The organism is Streptomyces sp. NBC_01477, from assembly GCF_036227245.1.
Classification (GTDB): domain Bacteria; phylum Actinomycetota; class Actinomycetes; order Streptomycetales; family Streptomycetaceae; genus Actinacidiphila.
In genome coordinates, this window is record NZ_CP109445.1 from 1,557,732 (window position 1) to 1,572,420 (window position 14,689).

The 14,689-nt window shown below is 70.8% G+C and carries 14 protein-coding genes; 7 read left to right on the forward strand and 7 right to left on the reverse strand.

Features of this window, described 5'->3' with window-relative positions; all coding sequences use genetic code 11:
• Nucleotides 1–29 precede the first annotated feature (29 nt).
• Entirely contained in the window at nt 30–1,196 is a 1,167-nt protein-coding gene (locus OHA86_RS05895) for a PP2C family protein-serine/threonine phosphatase (protein ID WP_329173110.1), read from the forward strand.
• 28 nt (nt 1,197–1,224) lie between these two features.
• Here the strand turns inward: OHA86_RS05895 and OHA86_RS05900 are convergent, their stop codons facing one another.
• Complete coding sequence (locus tag OHA86_RS05900; protein ID WP_329173112.1) at nt 1,225–1,629, reverse strand: hypothetical protein; 405 nt, start codon at nt 1,627–1,629, stop codon at nt 1,225–1,227.
• A gap of 807 nt (nt 1,630–2,436) precedes the next feature.
• Between OHA86_RS05900 and OHA86_RS05905 the strand changes: the two genes are divergently transcribed.
• The 4 genes from OHA86_RS05905 (at nt 2,437) to OHA86_RS05920 (ending at nt 7,078) form a co-directional block, all read left to right on the forward strand.
• Nucleotides 2,437–2,550: a class III lanthipeptide gene (locus tag OHA86_RS05905; RefSeq protein WP_329173113.1), complete on the forward strand. Its 114-nt coding sequence runs from the start codon at nt 2,437–2,439 to the stop codon at nt 2,548–2,550.
• A 129-nt stretch (nt 2,551–2,679) separates the two neighbouring features.
• Entirely contained in the window at nt 2,680–5,364 is a 2,685-nt protein-coding gene (gene lanKC, locus OHA86_RS05910; RefSeq protein ID WP_329173115.1) for a class III lanthionine synthetase LanKC, read from the forward strand.
• A complete protein-coding gene (locus OHA86_RS05915; RefSeq protein WP_329173116.1) occupies nt 5,361–6,896 on the forward strand; it encodes an ABC transporter ATP-binding protein in 1,536 nt (511 codons plus the stop codon). Before lanKC ends, OHA86_RS05915 begins: the two co-directional genes overlap by 4 nt.
• Before the next feature lie 17 nt (nt 6,897–6,913).
• Entirely contained in the window at nt 6,914–7,078 is a 165-nt protein-coding gene (locus tag OHA86_RS05920; protein WP_329173118.1) for a hypothetical protein, read from the forward strand.
• A 55-nt stretch (nt 7,079–7,133) separates the two neighbouring features.
• Here OHA86_RS05920 and OHA86_RS05925 read toward each other — a convergent pair whose 3' ends face one another.
• Nucleotides 7,134–8,402 (reverse strand): PQQ-binding-like beta-propeller repeat protein, encoded by a 1,269-nt coding sequence (locus OHA86_RS05925; protein ID WP_329173119.1) that lies wholly within the window; start codon nt 8,400–8,402, stop codon nt 7,134–7,136.
• A 677-nt stretch (nt 8,403–9,079) separates the two neighbouring features.
• Here OHA86_RS05925 and OHA86_RS05930 point away from each other — a divergent pair.
• Nucleotides 9,080–9,586: a hypothetical protein gene (locus OHA86_RS05930; protein ID WP_329173120.1), complete on the forward strand. Its 507-nt coding sequence runs from the start codon at nt 9,080–9,082 to the stop codon at nt 9,584–9,586.
• 270 nt (nt 9,587–9,856) lie between these two features.
• The gene (locus OHA86_RS05935; protein ID WP_329173121.1) at nt 9,857–10,366 is read left to right on the forward strand and encodes a hypothetical protein; all 510 of its coding nucleotides are present in this window, start codon (nt 9,857–9,859) and stop codon (nt 10,364–10,366) included.
• Nucleotides 10,367–10,821: 455 nt separating this feature from the next.
• Here the strand turns inward: OHA86_RS05935 and OHA86_RS05940 are convergent, their stop codons facing one another.
• Genes OHA86_RS05940 through OHA86_RS05960 form a run of 5 tightly spaced genes read right to left on the reverse strand, consistent with a single transcriptional unit; the run spans nt 10,822 to nt 14,684 of the window.
• Entirely contained in the window at nt 10,822–11,646 is an 825-nt protein-coding gene (locus tag OHA86_RS05940) for a siderophore-interacting protein (RefSeq protein ID WP_329173122.1), read from the reverse strand.
• Between the two features lie 11 nt (nt 11,647–11,657).
• A complete protein-coding gene (locus tag OHA86_RS05945) occupies nt 11,658–12,464 on the reverse strand; it encodes an HpcH/HpaI aldolase family protein (protein WP_329173123.1) in 807 nt (268 codons plus the stop codon).
• A complete protein-coding gene (locus OHA86_RS05950) occupies nt 12,449–13,234 on the reverse strand; it encodes a fumarylacetoacetate hydrolase family protein (protein WP_329173125.1) in 786 nt (261 codons plus the stop codon). Before OHA86_RS05950 ends, OHA86_RS05945 begins: the two co-directional genes overlap by 16 nt.
• Nucleotides 13,235–13,236: 2 nt before the next feature.
• Nucleotides 13,237–13,947 (reverse strand): GntR family transcriptional regulator, encoded by a 711-nt coding sequence (locus OHA86_RS05955; protein ID WP_329173127.1) that lies wholly within the window; start codon nt 13,945–13,947, stop codon nt 13,237–13,239.
• Complete coding sequence (locus tag OHA86_RS05960) at nt 13,944–14,684, reverse strand: ribonuclease activity regulator RraA (RefSeq protein WP_329173129.1); 741 nt, start codon at nt 14,682–14,684, stop codon at nt 13,944–13,946. The genes OHA86_RS05955 and OHA86_RS05960 overlap by 4 nt, the downstream gene beginning before the upstream one ends.
• Nucleotides 14,685–14,689: the final 5 nt, after the last annotated feature.

Below are 14,689 nucleotides of genomic sequence, written 5' to 3' on the forward strand. Positions count from 1 at the left end.
CAATGATTCCTGAGGCGGTAGGTACACAGATGGACAGATCCGCGGCGGTGGAGCGCATGCTGCGCACCGTCGAGCCCCACGCACTGCTGCCGGTACTCCGCCGCGCCCTGACCACCCAGTACGCTGCACTGGGCGTCGACCTGCTGATGGCAGATTACTCAATGACGATACTCCAGGCCGTGGAAGCCCTTCCCTTCACTTCGCCGGGCGTGCCCGTGCACACGAGCGCTCCCGGCCGCGCCTTCGCGTCCCAGCGCCCGGTCCGGGAGCCGTCCGGCGACACAGCGACCGAGCTCCACCTGCCGGTCAGCGTCCGCGGCGAGCGCATCGGTGTCCTGTGCGTCACCCTTCCCGCTGACGCGGCCGGCCACGGCGTCGAGGACGAACTCGCCGAGATCGCCGAATCGCTGGGGCGGGCCATCCTGATCGCGGACCGCGAGACCGACCTGTACCTCCAGGCGAAGCGGGTGCGGCGGCTGACGCTCGCCGCCGAGATGCAGTGGCAGCTGCTGCCGGGAAGCAGCTGCGCGCGGAGCGAGTACGAGATGGGGGCGCAGCTCGAACCCGCGTACGGCGTCTACGGTGACAACGTCGACTGGTCCGCGACCGCCGACGACTTCTCCCTGACGCTCACCAACGGCATGGGTGAGGGCATCGAGGCGTCCCTGCTCACCAGCCTCGGCATCAACGCCCTGCGCAACGCGCGCCGGGCCGGCCTCTCGCTGATCGACCAGGCGTGCCTCGCCGACCAGGCCATCTACGGCCTGCACCGCGGTGACCTGCACCTGTCCACCCTCCTGCTCCGTTTCGACCTGCCGACCGGCGTGGTGGAGGTCATCGACGCCGGATCCCCCAAGGCCTGGCTCCTGCGCGAGCGCAAGGTCAGCCCGGTCGAACTCGACGCGCAACTGCCGCTCGGCATGTTCGAGGACACGCTGTACGAGAGCCAGACCTTCCGGGTACGCCCCGGGGACCGCCTGCTCTTTCTCAGCGACGGCGTCTACGACGCCACCTCCCCGGCCGGTGAGCGGTACGAGGAAAGGGTCCTGAGCCGTGCGATGAACTCCACCCGGATGCTGCCCGCCCCGGAGGTGCCCCGCGCGATACTGCACGAGCTGCGCGGGCACCGCGGCGACGTGGAGGCGCTGGACGACGCGCTGGTCGTCTGCCTGGACTGGCGGGGCAGGCGGAGCTGACCTGCGCTCGCCCGGGCACGCGCGCCGGTCAGTCCTCGGTGCCGACCTGCGGGCTGTGGGAGGGGACGAAGAACCCCTCTCCCCGCTGGGTCACCGTCATGACGACCGTGTCGCGCAGTTCCCCCGACACCTCGAAGGTGAGGGTCGCCCAGGCGTCCGTACGGCCCGCAGGCTCCGCGGCGTCCACGAGCCGGCGGATGGCGTCCTGCGGGACCGCGCTGCCGTCGGCGTAGCCGAAGACCACGTCCAGGTCCCCTTCGCGCACGCCGGGCGTGGGAGGGATGGCGAACCGCAGGCCCGGGGCCACGTCACCGGGGTCGATCAGCCCCGTCCAGGTCACGACGCGCTCCCCGTCGACCGAGCGCACTTCCTTGTCGCACAGCCCGTGCCAGATGCCTTTGGGAGGGTGCTGCGAGACGATCTGAATGTTCACGATGCGCATCTCTCTAGGGCGTGACTCACTGCGGGAAGCCGGCTCCGGCGCCACTGCCTCAGCCCGGGGTCGCCGCGCAGCCTTCTCGGGGGCCTTCCCCTGGTTCATGGGGGCAAACAGAGGGCCGCACTCAGGAAGAACGTCCCGAAATATCCACAACGGGAGGAACGAGGCGGCTACGGCCGGACCTGAGTGCCGGCGTCGCGCGTCTCGGGCTCGACGGCGGGCTCCACCTCGAACGCGAAACGGCTTCGCGTACGCGGGACCCGTGCGGATGTCTCACCTGTCTCACGGCGACCGGTATTGAGGATTGCCCCCCGCCCGCCCACCCGGGTGCGGGCGGGTTCCCCCCCGGGCGTCGCCGCGCGCATCCGTCATGCGACGGTGTGTGTCTACGCCGGGGCGTCCGTGGCGCCACCACGCCGGAGGGTGTCATGAGGCGGTGGGGGCGAAGGGGTTCCGTGGGGCTTCGGCCGGGCCGGCCCGGCCGGGACATCGACGGCCCGTCAAGTCTGCTTTTTCGGCCAGAAGGGGATATCCGGGCTTGTGCACCGCCCGGAGCTGGACGGTGCCGCCACCTCATCACAATGACGTATCTGCTTCGCAGCCCCTTCCACTTGACGCCGAACAGCATTCTCGGCGACCGTTTCGTCTCACGGTCGGCAGATCGACCGGAGAATCTGAGCCTTGTCCCACCGGGCAGTCGTACGTCTTGATCGGCATGGCGTACGAGAGGTACACACCCGGACGCGGCAAGGCCTTTTTCGTGATCCGCAGTCCCCCGCCGCATGAAGAGGAGATGCCGTTATGAGCGTGCTCGATCTACAGACGCTGCAGCCGAGCGTATCGACGAACAGGCCGGCGATTGTCAGCGTGACCAGCAGCAGCAGCAGTTGCTGCGACGTGAAGGAAGAGGGCTGACGGACCGGGCGGCGGGACCTCCGGGCTCCCGCCGCCCGATCCGTTTCCCGGCAGCGCGCGGCGCCAGCGGTCGCCCGAGCGCGTGAAGGTGACCGTACGAAGGTGCTCCACAGGCCCACGGAGGCGGAGATGCGCGACGAACGATGGGTCAACCGATTCCTTTACGCCTGGAACAATACGCTCTTCTTCGATCCGCTGGACGTCTTCTACAAGCCGCGACGGGACCATTTCCTCGCTTTGCTCGACGAGCGGACTCGTGCGCGTTTTGTCCGCAGCGGTATCTGGTGGAGTCATCGGCACAATCCCGCTCTGCCTGCCCAGGGCTGGAAGATCCATGTGTCGGGGCACCACCGCAACGCGCAGGAGATCGCCGACACGGCGATCGGGTACCTCACGGCCCGGGACATCGACTTCAAGATCGCTCTCGACCTCAACATCCTTGAAATGCTCAATTCGAAGGCGATGGCCCGGGGCAGCGGCGGGAAATTCATCACGGTCTACCCACACGACGACGACGAGTTCCGCAGCTGCCTGGCCGACCTGAACCGCCTGCTGGACGGGGCCGAGGGCGCCTATGTCCTGTCCGACCTGCGCTTCCGGGACAACAGGTCCCTGTACTTCCGCTACGGCCAGTTCCTGGACACCCACACCGTCGACGTCATGGGCCGGCGGGTGCCGTACATCACCGGGCCCGACGGGCCGGTCGACGACGACCGTCGCCCGGGCCACGCCCACCCGTGGTGGGTGTCCTGGCCGTTCAGCGACTGGAAGCCGGGGACCCCGGAGGGCGACGGGCTGCTCGGCGGCCGTTTCCGGGTCACCGGGGCGATCCAGTTCTCCAACAGCGGCGGGGTCTACACCGCGGAGGACACCGCGGACGACGACCGGGTCGTCGTACTCAAGGAGGCCCGTCCCCACACGAACCTCAATCCGCGGCTGGACCACGACGCGGTGCGCATCCTCGCCCGTGAGTGGACCTTCATCAACCGGCTGGGCGACCTGGACTGCTTCCCCACCCCGGTCGCCGCGTTCCGCCACTGGGAGCACCACTTCGTCGCCGAGGAGCACATCGGCGGCACCGACATCCGCTCGGTGCTGCTCGAACACAATCCGCTCGCCCGCCCGGTGATCGACACCGACAGGTCCCGCGAGTTCCTGCGGATCTACCTGGCGGTGTTCCGCGGGCTGGCGCGGGCGGTGCGGGCCGCCCACGAGCGAAAGGTCATCCTCGGCGACCTCACCGCCGCGAACCTGGTGGTCGACACCGAGACCTTCGACGTCACCGTCATCGACCTGGAGTCGTGCCGGCTGGCCGAGGCGGACTCGCGGGACGACGCACACCTGGCGGAGCAGGTCGAGTTGTTCACCCCCGGCTTCAGCCACTCCAAGCGCCGCTTCCGGGCCTCTGCCCCCGAGGACGACCTGTACGGGCTGGCAACCACCATGGCGTACTTCGTCTTCCCGATCGCCGCGATGTCGTACCTGCGCGAGGATGTCCTCGGCCTCTTCCGCGTCTTCACCGACCGCCTGGGCTGGCCGGCCCGCGTCCACGAGTTGATCATGGAGCTGGCGCAGGCGCGGACCACCCTCACCGAGGTCCTCGGCGCGCTCGCGGACGAGGAGGAGTTGCTCGGCCAGGTGGCGGTCGCGCCTCGGCGCCCGGTGGTGGAGGAGCGGCTCGGGCTGCCGGGGGTACAGGCCGGAGTGGCCGCGTTCGTGACGGCGGTCGCCGACACCGAGCGGGCCACCCTCTTCCCGGTGGACCCCTTCGCCCACGTCACCAACCCGCTCAGCCTCGGCTTCGGAGCCGCCGGTGTCCTGTGGGCGCTCAACGCCTCCGGCATCCCCGTCCGCCCCCAGTGGCGCGACTGGCTGCGCGACCGGCTCGACACTGCCGAACCGGCCCGTTACCCCGACGGCCTGATGAACGGCCTGGCAGGCATCGCCTGGGCGGCCGGTTCTCTGGGCCTGCACCCGCAAGCCCGCCGCCTGTTGGCCGAGGCCAACCGCCGCGCCCCCGGCGTCGGCGACCACACCTTCTACTACGGCCTGGCCGGGCTCGGCATGACCAACCTGCGCTTCCACCTCACCAGCGGACACGACGCCGACCTCGCCGCCGCTCAGCAGTGCGCCCAGCTCCTGCGCGAGCGCGCCCACCACGACGGCCGGCACACCTTCTGGCTCAACGACTACTCCGGAAGCGACAACCACCAGCCGCTGACCGGACTCGGCTTCGGGCAGGCCGGCGTCGCGCTGTTCCTGCTGCGCATGCACCAGGTCACCGGCGACGCGTCCTTCCTGCGCCTGGGACGCGGCGCACTGGCCTGGGAGATGGACCATGCCGAGCCGGTCGACGGCGTGCCGATGTTCGCGCACGAGGGCACGATGGAGCCGTACGTCGAGGTCGGCAACGCCGGTGTCGCACAGGTGCTGCTGCGCTACGGCGACTTCGAAGCCGCCCGCCAGGTGCTGCGGGCCCTGGACGTGGGCCAGTCGGTACTGCCGGGTTACGCCTTCGGCATGAGCGGCATCGCGGACGCGCTGCTGGACGCCGCGGCGTTCACCGGTGATTCCTCCTACCGGGACACCGCACTGCGCCAGTTGGACTTCGTCCGCGAGGTCTTCCTCTTCGAGCCCGCCGCCCGCTTCGGCCTGCCCCGTCAGGACGGCACCGCGCCACTGGGCGTCCCCGGCGAAGGGCTCCTGCGCTGCTCGTGCGACTACGCGACCGGCTCGGCCGGAGTCCTGCGCGTCCTCCACCGCGCCAACCACGGCGGCACCGCGGATTTCCTGCTCGACGAGGTGTCGACGTGAAAGAGCTGTGGCGGATTCTGCGCGGCCACAGGACCGCGTTTTCGGTGATCATGGCAATTGAGGCGACCATGTGCGGGGCGGAGGCCCTGCTGCATCCGCTGCTACTCAAGGCGCTGTTCGACCAGGCAGTCCTGACCAGCGACTTCCACCGGTTCTCCCGGCTCGCGGCCCTGTACGCGCTGCTGGGTTTCACGCTCAACCTGGGGAGTTACTGGCTCGCCTGGTGGCGGAAGCGGTTCGAGAACACGCTGGTGCTGTCCTTGGAGATGGAGTTGCTCGACCGGGCGATCGCGCTGGACGGGCGCCGGATGGCGGAGTCCGGCAATGCCTCCTACGTCAGCCGGATCCACAACGACGTCAAGGAAGGCGTCCTGCCGGCGGTCGACGTCTCGATCCGGATCGCGCGGCAGGCGGTGGCCTCGGCCGCGTTCATCGTTGTGCTGCTGTACCTGTCCTGGCAGGCCAGCCTGATCCTTCTGGTCATCGTGCCGCCTCTGGTGTTCGTCAGCAACCGCACGGCCAAGCGGATCGAGGACAACACCGAGCCCGAACGCGAGGCAGAGGCCCGGTACGTCAACACGCTGACCCGGACGCTGGCGTCCTTTCACGCCCTGCGCGGCCTGCCCTCGCTCATGCCCGGCACCCGTACGGAGAACAGGGTCGCGTTGCGCGGCTTCCTGCGCATCGGACTCGCCAACTTCCGGCTCGCGCAGAAGCAGAGCACGCTGAGCAGCCTGGTGATGAACCTCTCCGACACCGCGTCGATGCTCATCGGGGCCTACTTCGTGTTCGCCGGCCGGATGTCCTTCGGAAGTTTCCTGGCGTTCGTCAATTCCCTGTGGCGGGCCGTCACCGGCATCTTCGACCTCGTCAATGTGATCCCGCAGGCCCGTCGCAATACCGCCGTACTCAAACGGATCCAGACCCTGCGCGGAGAGAGGACAGCTCCTTACCACGACGAGGGAGCCATGGTGTCAGTGCGCCGGGCTCTCGTCCGGTACGGAGACGGCAGCGGGGAAGGCGTCGCACTCGACGACTTCGGGCTGAATCCGGGCGAGCACGTGCTGCTGCGCGGGCCCAACGGCTGTGGCAAGACCACTCTGCTGCACGTCATCGCCGGGACACTCGCCCCGGACGCCGGTGCGGTCACGCGGCCGGGCCGGGTGGCGAGCCTGACCGCCCCGGTCCACCTGCCTCCGCTGCCGGTACGGGAGCTGGTGCCCGACGAACCGCTGCGGACGGCACTCGGTCTGGGCGAGTTCGCCGGCCACCTGCCCTCGGATCTGTCCTCGGGCCAGCGGCAGCGGACCGCGGTGGCGGCCCTGCTGAGCGAGGACGCGGACCTCTACCTCGCCGACGAACCCTTCGCCAACCTCGACGAGCACGGCAGAAGGCTGGTGCTGCGGGCCCTGGACGAACGCACCCGGGGTCGCGGCCTGCTGGTCGTGCACCACGGCGACGAGGAACTCGACAGTTCCTTCGACCGGGTGGTGACCCTCTCCCGGGCCGGCCTGGGGGCCGCCATCATCTGAGCGAGGACCGGCGTGAGGTGCTGATCATGCTTGGACCTGTGGGGTTCGCGCGACGGCTGCCGATGCTGGAGGTGTTGACGATCGCCGTCATCGGCACCATCCGGCGCGAGTTCCTCGATCACGTCCTCATCCTGAACGAAGCCCACGCCCGAGAAAGTCCTGGCCACCCGCGAGCGCCATGACAACGAGCACCGCCCCGTCGAGCCCGCTGCCAACTGCCACCGCCGCCGGCCGAGTTCACCCCCCGGCTGCCTGGTAGACGGTGACCGAGTGCGACAGGTCGTCGTAGACCAGGCCGTAGCCCGCGGTGACCAGGAAGGGCGAGTCGTCCAAGCCCGTGGTGGCGCGCAGGTCCTTGCCGGTCCTGGCGTCGAGCGTCATCGGGTCGTGCCCGACGCCGTAGACCACGCCGTGCCAGGCCGCCGTCACGCCCGGCGCCTCGCGGTGCGCGGCCGCGTCCGGCAGCCGCCACAGCACCTGGTGGGTGTGGACGTCGACGGCCCACACGGCCGCGCCCTGATCGGCGCCGCGGCCCGAGCAGACGGTGGTGTCCCTGCCGTCGTAGTCGCAGCGCGTCATCAGGGTGTCGCCGAAGTCGATGACGACCTTGCCGGTGGCCGGGTCGATCAGCAGGTCGAACTCGATCGCCACAGCGAGCGTCAGCCCGGGTCCCGCGTCCGACGTCTGCGCCTCGCCGACGCCGAGGCTGCGCTCCCAGAGCCGGTGTCCGTCCGCCACGGACACGCCCGCGTAGTCGCCGTCACGGCGGAGGCCGTCGATCGCGGAGCCGTCCAGGTCGACGGCGGTCAGGTCGTCGTCGGTCCACAGCACCTTGCCGGTACGGGCGTCGAGCAGCACGGACCTGGCCGGCGTCTCGGAGTAGCCCTGGGAGGCGACGGTGACCAGGACGTGCTCGGCGTCCATGTCGATGACCTCGGGCACCGGGTCGTCCTGGGCGAGCAGCACGTCGCTGTCGTCGTTCTCGGCGCCGCCGACGTCCTGCGACCACAGCGTCCTGCCGCTCGCCGCGTCGAAGCCGACGACGACGTTCGCGGCCCGGTCCTCGGCGGTGCCGGTCCCCGCGATGTCGGTACGGAAGGCGCCGGCCACGATCCCGCCGCCGAAGCGCGGCGCGCTCACCAGCTTGTCGGCGTCGGGGACCCGGGTACTCCAGGCGGTTCCGCCGTCCGCCAGCCGCAGGCCGGTGACCCCGACGAGCTTGGTGTCGTACGCGTACGCGCGTCCGTCGCCGACCGTCATGACCTCGTCGATATCCTGGTTGCGCACCGACGAGAACCAGTTCCCCTGGAGGACCGAGGCGTGATCGGGCGCGAAGGCCTGCGGCGGGTCCTGGAGCTTCGCCCGCGGCTCGGCGCCGCCGTGCGCGCCCGGGGACGAGTCGACGGGGGGCGGCACCGGGTCTCCGCTGCAGGCCGCCAGGGCGCCGACCACGGCGACCGCCGCGGCGATCATGCGGAACCAGCGCGCTGACCAATACGTCCTCATGAGCACCACACTCTGGCAGATTCCCCTCCCGGGCGTGAGCGGACGGCGGATGTCCGCCACGGCTTTCGCACGGCGACGGGCGCTGCTACCACCGGCCGCTGGCGGCGGGCCCTGGAGCGGGCCCGGGTAAGCGGGCGCACCACGGCCTGGTCCCCGTTCTCACACGGGTACAGCGCACAGGTTCGCTGTCATCGCCCGGCCGCGGCCGGCGGGCCGGGCGGAGCCGTCGGCCGCCGCCTGCACGATTCGTCAGTCCGGGCACGGCTCGGCGCGGTGGCCGCGCAGTGTCTGGGTGAGGTGCCGGCGGCGCCGGCGATGATCCGCCCCCGGTGGAAGTGCCCGAGCATGATGACGGCCGCGGCGCCGTTTGTCAGCGCTGCGCGCCGGACGGCTTGTTCGCTCCGTACTCGTCGTGGCGCCGTTGCTCTCGATCAATCGCCGGTGCAATCGTGGCAGCGGCTCGCCCTCCGGCGGGCATCTGCGCCACCACAGCACGCCCAGCGCGCGTACGGTCCCAATCGATCGGCGACAAGGACGTCATCATGCGCAGCAAATTTCCCGGCCTCAAAGCCCTCATGATCCCTGCGGCTACCGCTGTCGGTCTGTGCGGAGTGATCGCCGCCGGCCCGGCAGAGGCCACGGCCCCGGGGCAGGCAGCCTCCGCGGCCCCCAAGCACGTGGCAACCAACCTGACGAAGCCCGCCCGGCCCGAGGTGGTCAGCCCCAACCTGCTGTCCGCGGGATCCTTCGAACAGAGCATCGCCGGCTGGCAGCGGCTGACGCCCCCGGGCGCGGTCGTCAACTGGGCCGACTACGACACGTCGGTCGGCGCCCCGTCCCCGGCCCACGACGGCACCGGATACCTGGCCACCAACTCCGACACCGCCGGCGGCTCCGTCTACCAGGAGGTGTCGCCCTACGGCGCCGGCGGGGTGTACCAGGCCTCGGTGTGGCTCTCCTCGGCATCCGGCACCGCGACCGGCACCTTCTGCTTGTGGAGCATCTACACCGCCAACAACAGCTTGTGCAGCAACTACAGCGTCGACGCCGCGACCGGCTACCAGAACTATGTGCTGATCTACGGCGTGCCGGTGCCGACGGGCACCCTCCGGTTCCAGATCTACCCGTCGCCCAACGGCGGGACCACCAACATCGACACCGCGAGCCTGCAACGGATCTCCTGACCCGCCGAGGGCCGCGGCGCCTCGGCCCTCACGGTTGCGTCAGGCTGCCGAGCAGCTTCGCAAGCCTCGGGGTCCGAGCCCTGCCGTGGGAATGAGCAGAGGCCGCACGTCGCCGTCCTCGTCCGTGACAGACGCTGCGGACCTGTATTGTTCGCTGCGAAGTCCGGCGCGTACAAGCACTTCGAAACAGCGCCCGTCTCCCGAGTCAGCTCGGGAGACGGGCGCTGTTTTTATTGCCGGTCTCCGTATCAAGCAACGAGGAGCTGCACTGTGAGCAACAACCCCTTTCACACCCACCTGCCGCGCAACCCGAAGGAATCCGTAACGTTTCTGCTGGTCATCGCCGTGATCTCGGTGAACACCATCCCGGTGGCGATCGGCGGCCTGACGGCCGGCTTCACCCTGGCCATGTTGACCGGTCTGCTGCGGGTGATGCCGGTCCTGCTGGTCGCGGTCGTGGCGGTCGTGCTGCTGACGATGAAGCCCGCCCAGTTGCTCACCTCGCGACTCGTGCACCCGGGCGACAGCTTCCGCGCCCATATGATCTTGAACGCCCTGTGCAGCGTGCTGCTGATCTCACTCGTGATGACGGTGGTCGGCACGTGGATCGGCACGCGTCAGGTATCCACCGAACCCCTTGAGCAGTTCGCACATCTGTGGCCGCGGAACTGCACCATCGCGTTCCTCGTCGAGGCACTGCTCGCCCAGCCGGTCGCCCGGCAGGTCATGCGCCGCCATCACCAGCGCGTCGACGCCCGCGCCGCGCTCGCGGCGGCCTGACAGCCGCACCCGGCACCCTGTACGAGAGCGTCTCGCAGGTCGGGAGGGGGGCCGCACCGACGTCACCCTCGGGAACGAGGGCGAGCGATGACGGCCGCGGCACTCCGGCCCGAGCCGGCAAGCCCGCCCACGCGGCAGGAGGCCAAGATCCGCCGGTGATCCGAACGTCAAGGTCTCTGCGGTCCGGAGGCTGCTTCCCCGGTATCGGAACGGCCTCCCCGGGCCGGAGCGTCATACGAGCGAGCGTCACGGCCGCGGACTCGCCGACGTCATCATTCGGCCGTGAGTCACCCGGCGGGGCATCCCGGCCGCCGCCACGCTCGACGAGCGGGTGTGCCACCGGCAGCGCGCGCACCCCTGACTTCCGTGTTCGCACGGCCTCCGCCAGGGCGGCCGGGGGCGATCGGCGGGGGGACCGGACGGCTCCACCCGCCGGCCCACGACGGGCACGTCCGTCAGTCCTCGCCGAAGTCGTGGTCGGGGTGGTTGGCCTCGCCCACGCGCCAGTAGCCACGCGTCGTTGCCTGCGGGCGCGGCAGCGCCCGGTCGCCGAGGAGGTACGACCGGGCCTTGCGGACCGCCGACGCCTCGCAGGCGATCCAGACGTGCGTGTCGTCCCCGGGGCCATCTCGGCGGAGCGTGTCGACGAGGGCAGCGCCCGGCTCGCCCACCCGGTGGTGCCAGGTCACCTCGACACCCGCATGCGCCGGCAAGCCGACGAGGGCCCCGGGGCCCTCGACCTCCAGGTGCACCTGACCGGTGACGTCGTCCGGCAGCGCTTCGAGCAGAGTGGCGATCGCGGGCAGGGCGCTCTCGTCGCCGCCGATCCACCATGAGGCCGCCGTCGGATCGACGGAGAAGCCGCCGCCCGGGCCGCCGATGGCGGCACGGCCGCCGGGCTCGGCCCGCGCGGCCCACCGCGCGGCCGGCCCATCGCCGTGCGACACGAACCAGACCTCGAGGGTGCCGGCCTCGGCATCGAAGCGCCGGGGGGTGTACGTCCGCATCGTCGGTCGGCCGTCGGGCCATTCGAGGCGGCCGTCCGGGCCGACCACCGGCCGCGCGACGTTGCCCTCGGCGTCCGGCAGGAAGAGCTTGATGTGCGCCGTCGGGGCGGGCTCGGCGAAGTCGGCGAGGGACTCGCCGGCGAACACCACCGCCACCATGCGAGGGGTCAGCGGTTTGACGTCGATGACCTCGACGTGGCGCGGCGGCCGGCGGCGTGGACCACCGGGACGGCCTTGGGATCGGGGACGGCCGTAGTCCGGGGGGAGGGACAAGAGGTGCTCCTTCACTTGCCGGCGGGGCCCGGGCCGGGCGCGCCGATGAACCGCTCGGCCAGGGCTTCGGAGCCTCGGGCGAGCATGGAGACGTCTGCGCCGACGAGGACGAACGACGCGCCCTGGTCGAGGTAGGCGGACGCGACAGCCGGGTCGAAGGCGTTGACGCCGACGGGCTTGCCGGCGCCGCGGACGGCCTCGAAGGCCCGCTCGACCGCGACCACCACGTCGGGGTGGGTCTGACGGCCGATCAGGCCCATCGACGCGGCGAGGTCGGACGGACCGACGAAGACACCGTCGACGCCGTCGACCGCGGCGATCCCGGCGGCGTTCCCGACCCCGGTGACCGACTCGATCTGGACGAAGAGCGAGACGTGGTCGTCCCCGTTGGCCAGGTAGTCGTCGACGCGGTTCCACCGGGCCGACCGCGCGAGGGCCGATCCGACCCCGCGGTTGCCGCGCGGTGGGTAGCGCACCGCCCGCACGGCCGCCTCGGCCTGCTCCGGAGTGTCGATCACCGGGATCAGGATGTTCTGGGCACCGAGGTCGAGGATCTGCTTGATCATGACCGGCAGCAGGCCCGGCGCCCGGACGAGCGGGCTGACCGGGTGGGCGGCGACCGCCTGGAGCTGCGCGAGCACCGACTCGAGCTGGTTGGGCCCGTGCTCCATGTCGACCAGCAGCCAGTCGAGGCCGCTGCCCGCGCAGATCTCGGCGACGAGCGGGCTGCCGCTGCACACCCACATGCCGATGAGGGGGCGGTCTGAGGCGGCGAGCGCCTCGCGAAAGGTCGCCGGGAGGTTCACCGGAAGCTGCACGAGATCGTTCCCATCGTTCCGTAGTCGCAGAGCACCGTGTCGCCGCGCGACACCCACATCGGCCGGGTGAAGGATCCGGCGAGGATCAGTTCGCCGGCGTCGAGGCCGGTGCCGTGCTGGTGGAGCTTGTTGGCGAGCCATGCGACGCCCGTGGCGGGGTGGTTGAGCACACCGGCGGCGACGCCGGTCTCCTCGATCGTCTCGTTGCGGTAGAGCAGCGCGGAGATCCAGCGCAGATCGACCGCGTCGGGTGCGACGGGGTTCCCGCCGAGCACCAGGCCGCCGTAGCCGGCGTTGTCGGCGATGGTGTCGACGATCGTGCGTCCCTCGAGTTCCAGGTGCGAGTTGAGGATCTCCAGCGCCGGGACGACGTACTCCGTCGCACGGAGCACGTCGAAGACGGTGCGGTGGGGACCCTTCAGCGGCGCTTTGAGCAGGAAGGCGAGCTCGACCTCGATGCGGACGTTGGAGAACTCGTCGAACGGCACGACAGCGCCGTTCTCCCAGACGGTGTCGTCGAACATCACGCCGTAGTCCGGCTCGGTGATGCCCGTCGCCGCCTGCATGGCCCTGGACGTCAGACCGATCTTGCGGCCGACGACGCGGCGGCCGGCCGCGATCCGCCGGTCGCGCCAGAACCCCTGGATGGCGTACGAGTCCTCCACCGTCGCCTCGGGGTACCGGGCGGTGATGCGCGGCAGCACGGCGCGGTCGCCGTGTGCCCGCTCGAGCTCGGCGGCGAGCTCGGTGAGGGTCTGGTCGGGAAGCACGGTCAGGCTCCTTGGTCGACGCGGTCACTGCGGTGGGGGCCGTGGGCGCCGTGGGTCTTGTGGGTGCGGAAGGCGTCGAGGGAGCCGGTGCGGTGCCGGCGCACGGCCTGCTCGATCCGGTCGGACGTCCCGCCCCCCTCGATGAGGTCGAGCAGGTCGTCGTGCTCGCACACGGACTCTCGGGGCCGGTGGGGGACGAACCCGAAAATCGAGTCGCGCATGTGGCCCAGCCGGGACCATTCCGCGTCGACCATCTCGAGGAGCCGGGGGTTGGGGCACCCGGAGTAGAGGGTGTGGTGGAACTCCTGGTTGAGGGCGCTGAAGTGCCGGAAGTCGAAATCGCTGAGCCCGCCGCGCATCGCCGCGTTGAGTTCCCGGGCGTGCGCCAGGTCGCGCCGGGTGAGGTGCGGCGTCGAGAGCGCCGTCGCCGCGCTCTCGAGCACGGTGATGACCTCCATCGCATGGATGTAGCGGTCCGGGTCGACCATGGAGACGCTCGCGCCGACGTTGGGCTCGAAGGTCACCAGCCCCTCGGCCGTGAGGCGACTGATGGCCTCGCGGACCGGCACCACGCTCATGCCGAGCTGGGTGGCGAGCGCCGTCAGGACGAGGTGGTAGCCGGGGCCGAACGCCCCGGACGTGATCCGCTCACGGATCCACTCGTAGGCGACCCGCGACTTGCTCGCGGCCGGTGCCGGCCGGGTCCGGGTCACGAGGTGGTCCGCGCCGTGTCCGGCCGGGCGGAGCGTTCGGCCTCGTACCTCGCCCGCCATTCGGCGTTCATCGGGAAGAGCCCCTCGACGGGGTGTCCCTCGGCGACCTTCCGGGCGATCCAGCCGTCCTCCTCCTCCTGCGCGATGGCGGCGTCGGCGATCTCCGCCGCGACCCCCGGCGGGATCACGACGACCCCGTCGGCGTCGCCGACGAGGATGTCGCCGGGCTGCACGGTGGCACCGCCGCACGCGATGGTGAGGTCGGCGTCCCAGGGGACGTGCTTGCGGCCGAGCACGGCGGGGTGCGGCCCCGCCGTGAAGACGGGGATGCCCACGGTGGCGACGGTTTCGGCGTCGCGCACCCCGCCGTCGGTCACGACGGCCGCGGCGCCGCGGGCATGGGCGCGGATCGCGAGGATGTCGCCGAACGTGGCCGATCCCTTCTCGCCGCGCGCCTCGATGACGAGGACCTCGCCCTCCTCCACGGAGTCGAAGGCACGCTTCTGCGCGTTGTAACCGGCGCCATGGCTGATGAAGAGGTCTTCGCGGAAGGGGACGAAACGCAGCGTCCGGGCGGTGCCGACGAACTTCTGTCCCGCCACCAGGGGACGGACGCCGTCGATGAACACGCCTTCGAGGCCCCGGCGGCGCAGCTGGGCCGAGAGTCCGGCGACGGGCGCCGACTCGAGCTTGGCCCGCAGCGCCGGGGCCAGGGGAGAGGCGGGTGTGCTGTTCAAGGGAG

What these genes read in the sequence shown, in the direction of transcription:
- OHA86_RS05895 (WP_329173110.1), top strand. Translation starts at nt 30, where the DNA reads ATGGACAGATCCGCGGCGGTGGAGCGCATGCTGCGCACCGTCGAGCCC.
- OHA86_RS05905 (WP_329173113.1), top strand. Translation starts at nt 2,437, where the DNA reads ATGAGCGTGCTCGATCTACAGACGCTGCAGCCGAGCGTATCGACGAAC.
- lanKC (WP_329173115.1), top strand. Translation starts at nt 2,680, where the DNA reads ATGCGCGACGAACGATGGGTCAACCGATTCCTTTACGCCTGGAACAAT.
- OHA86_RS05925 (WP_329173119.1), bottom strand. Translation starts at nt 8,402, where the DNA reads ATGAGGACGTATTGGTCAGCGCGCTGGTTCCGCATGATCGCCGCGGCG.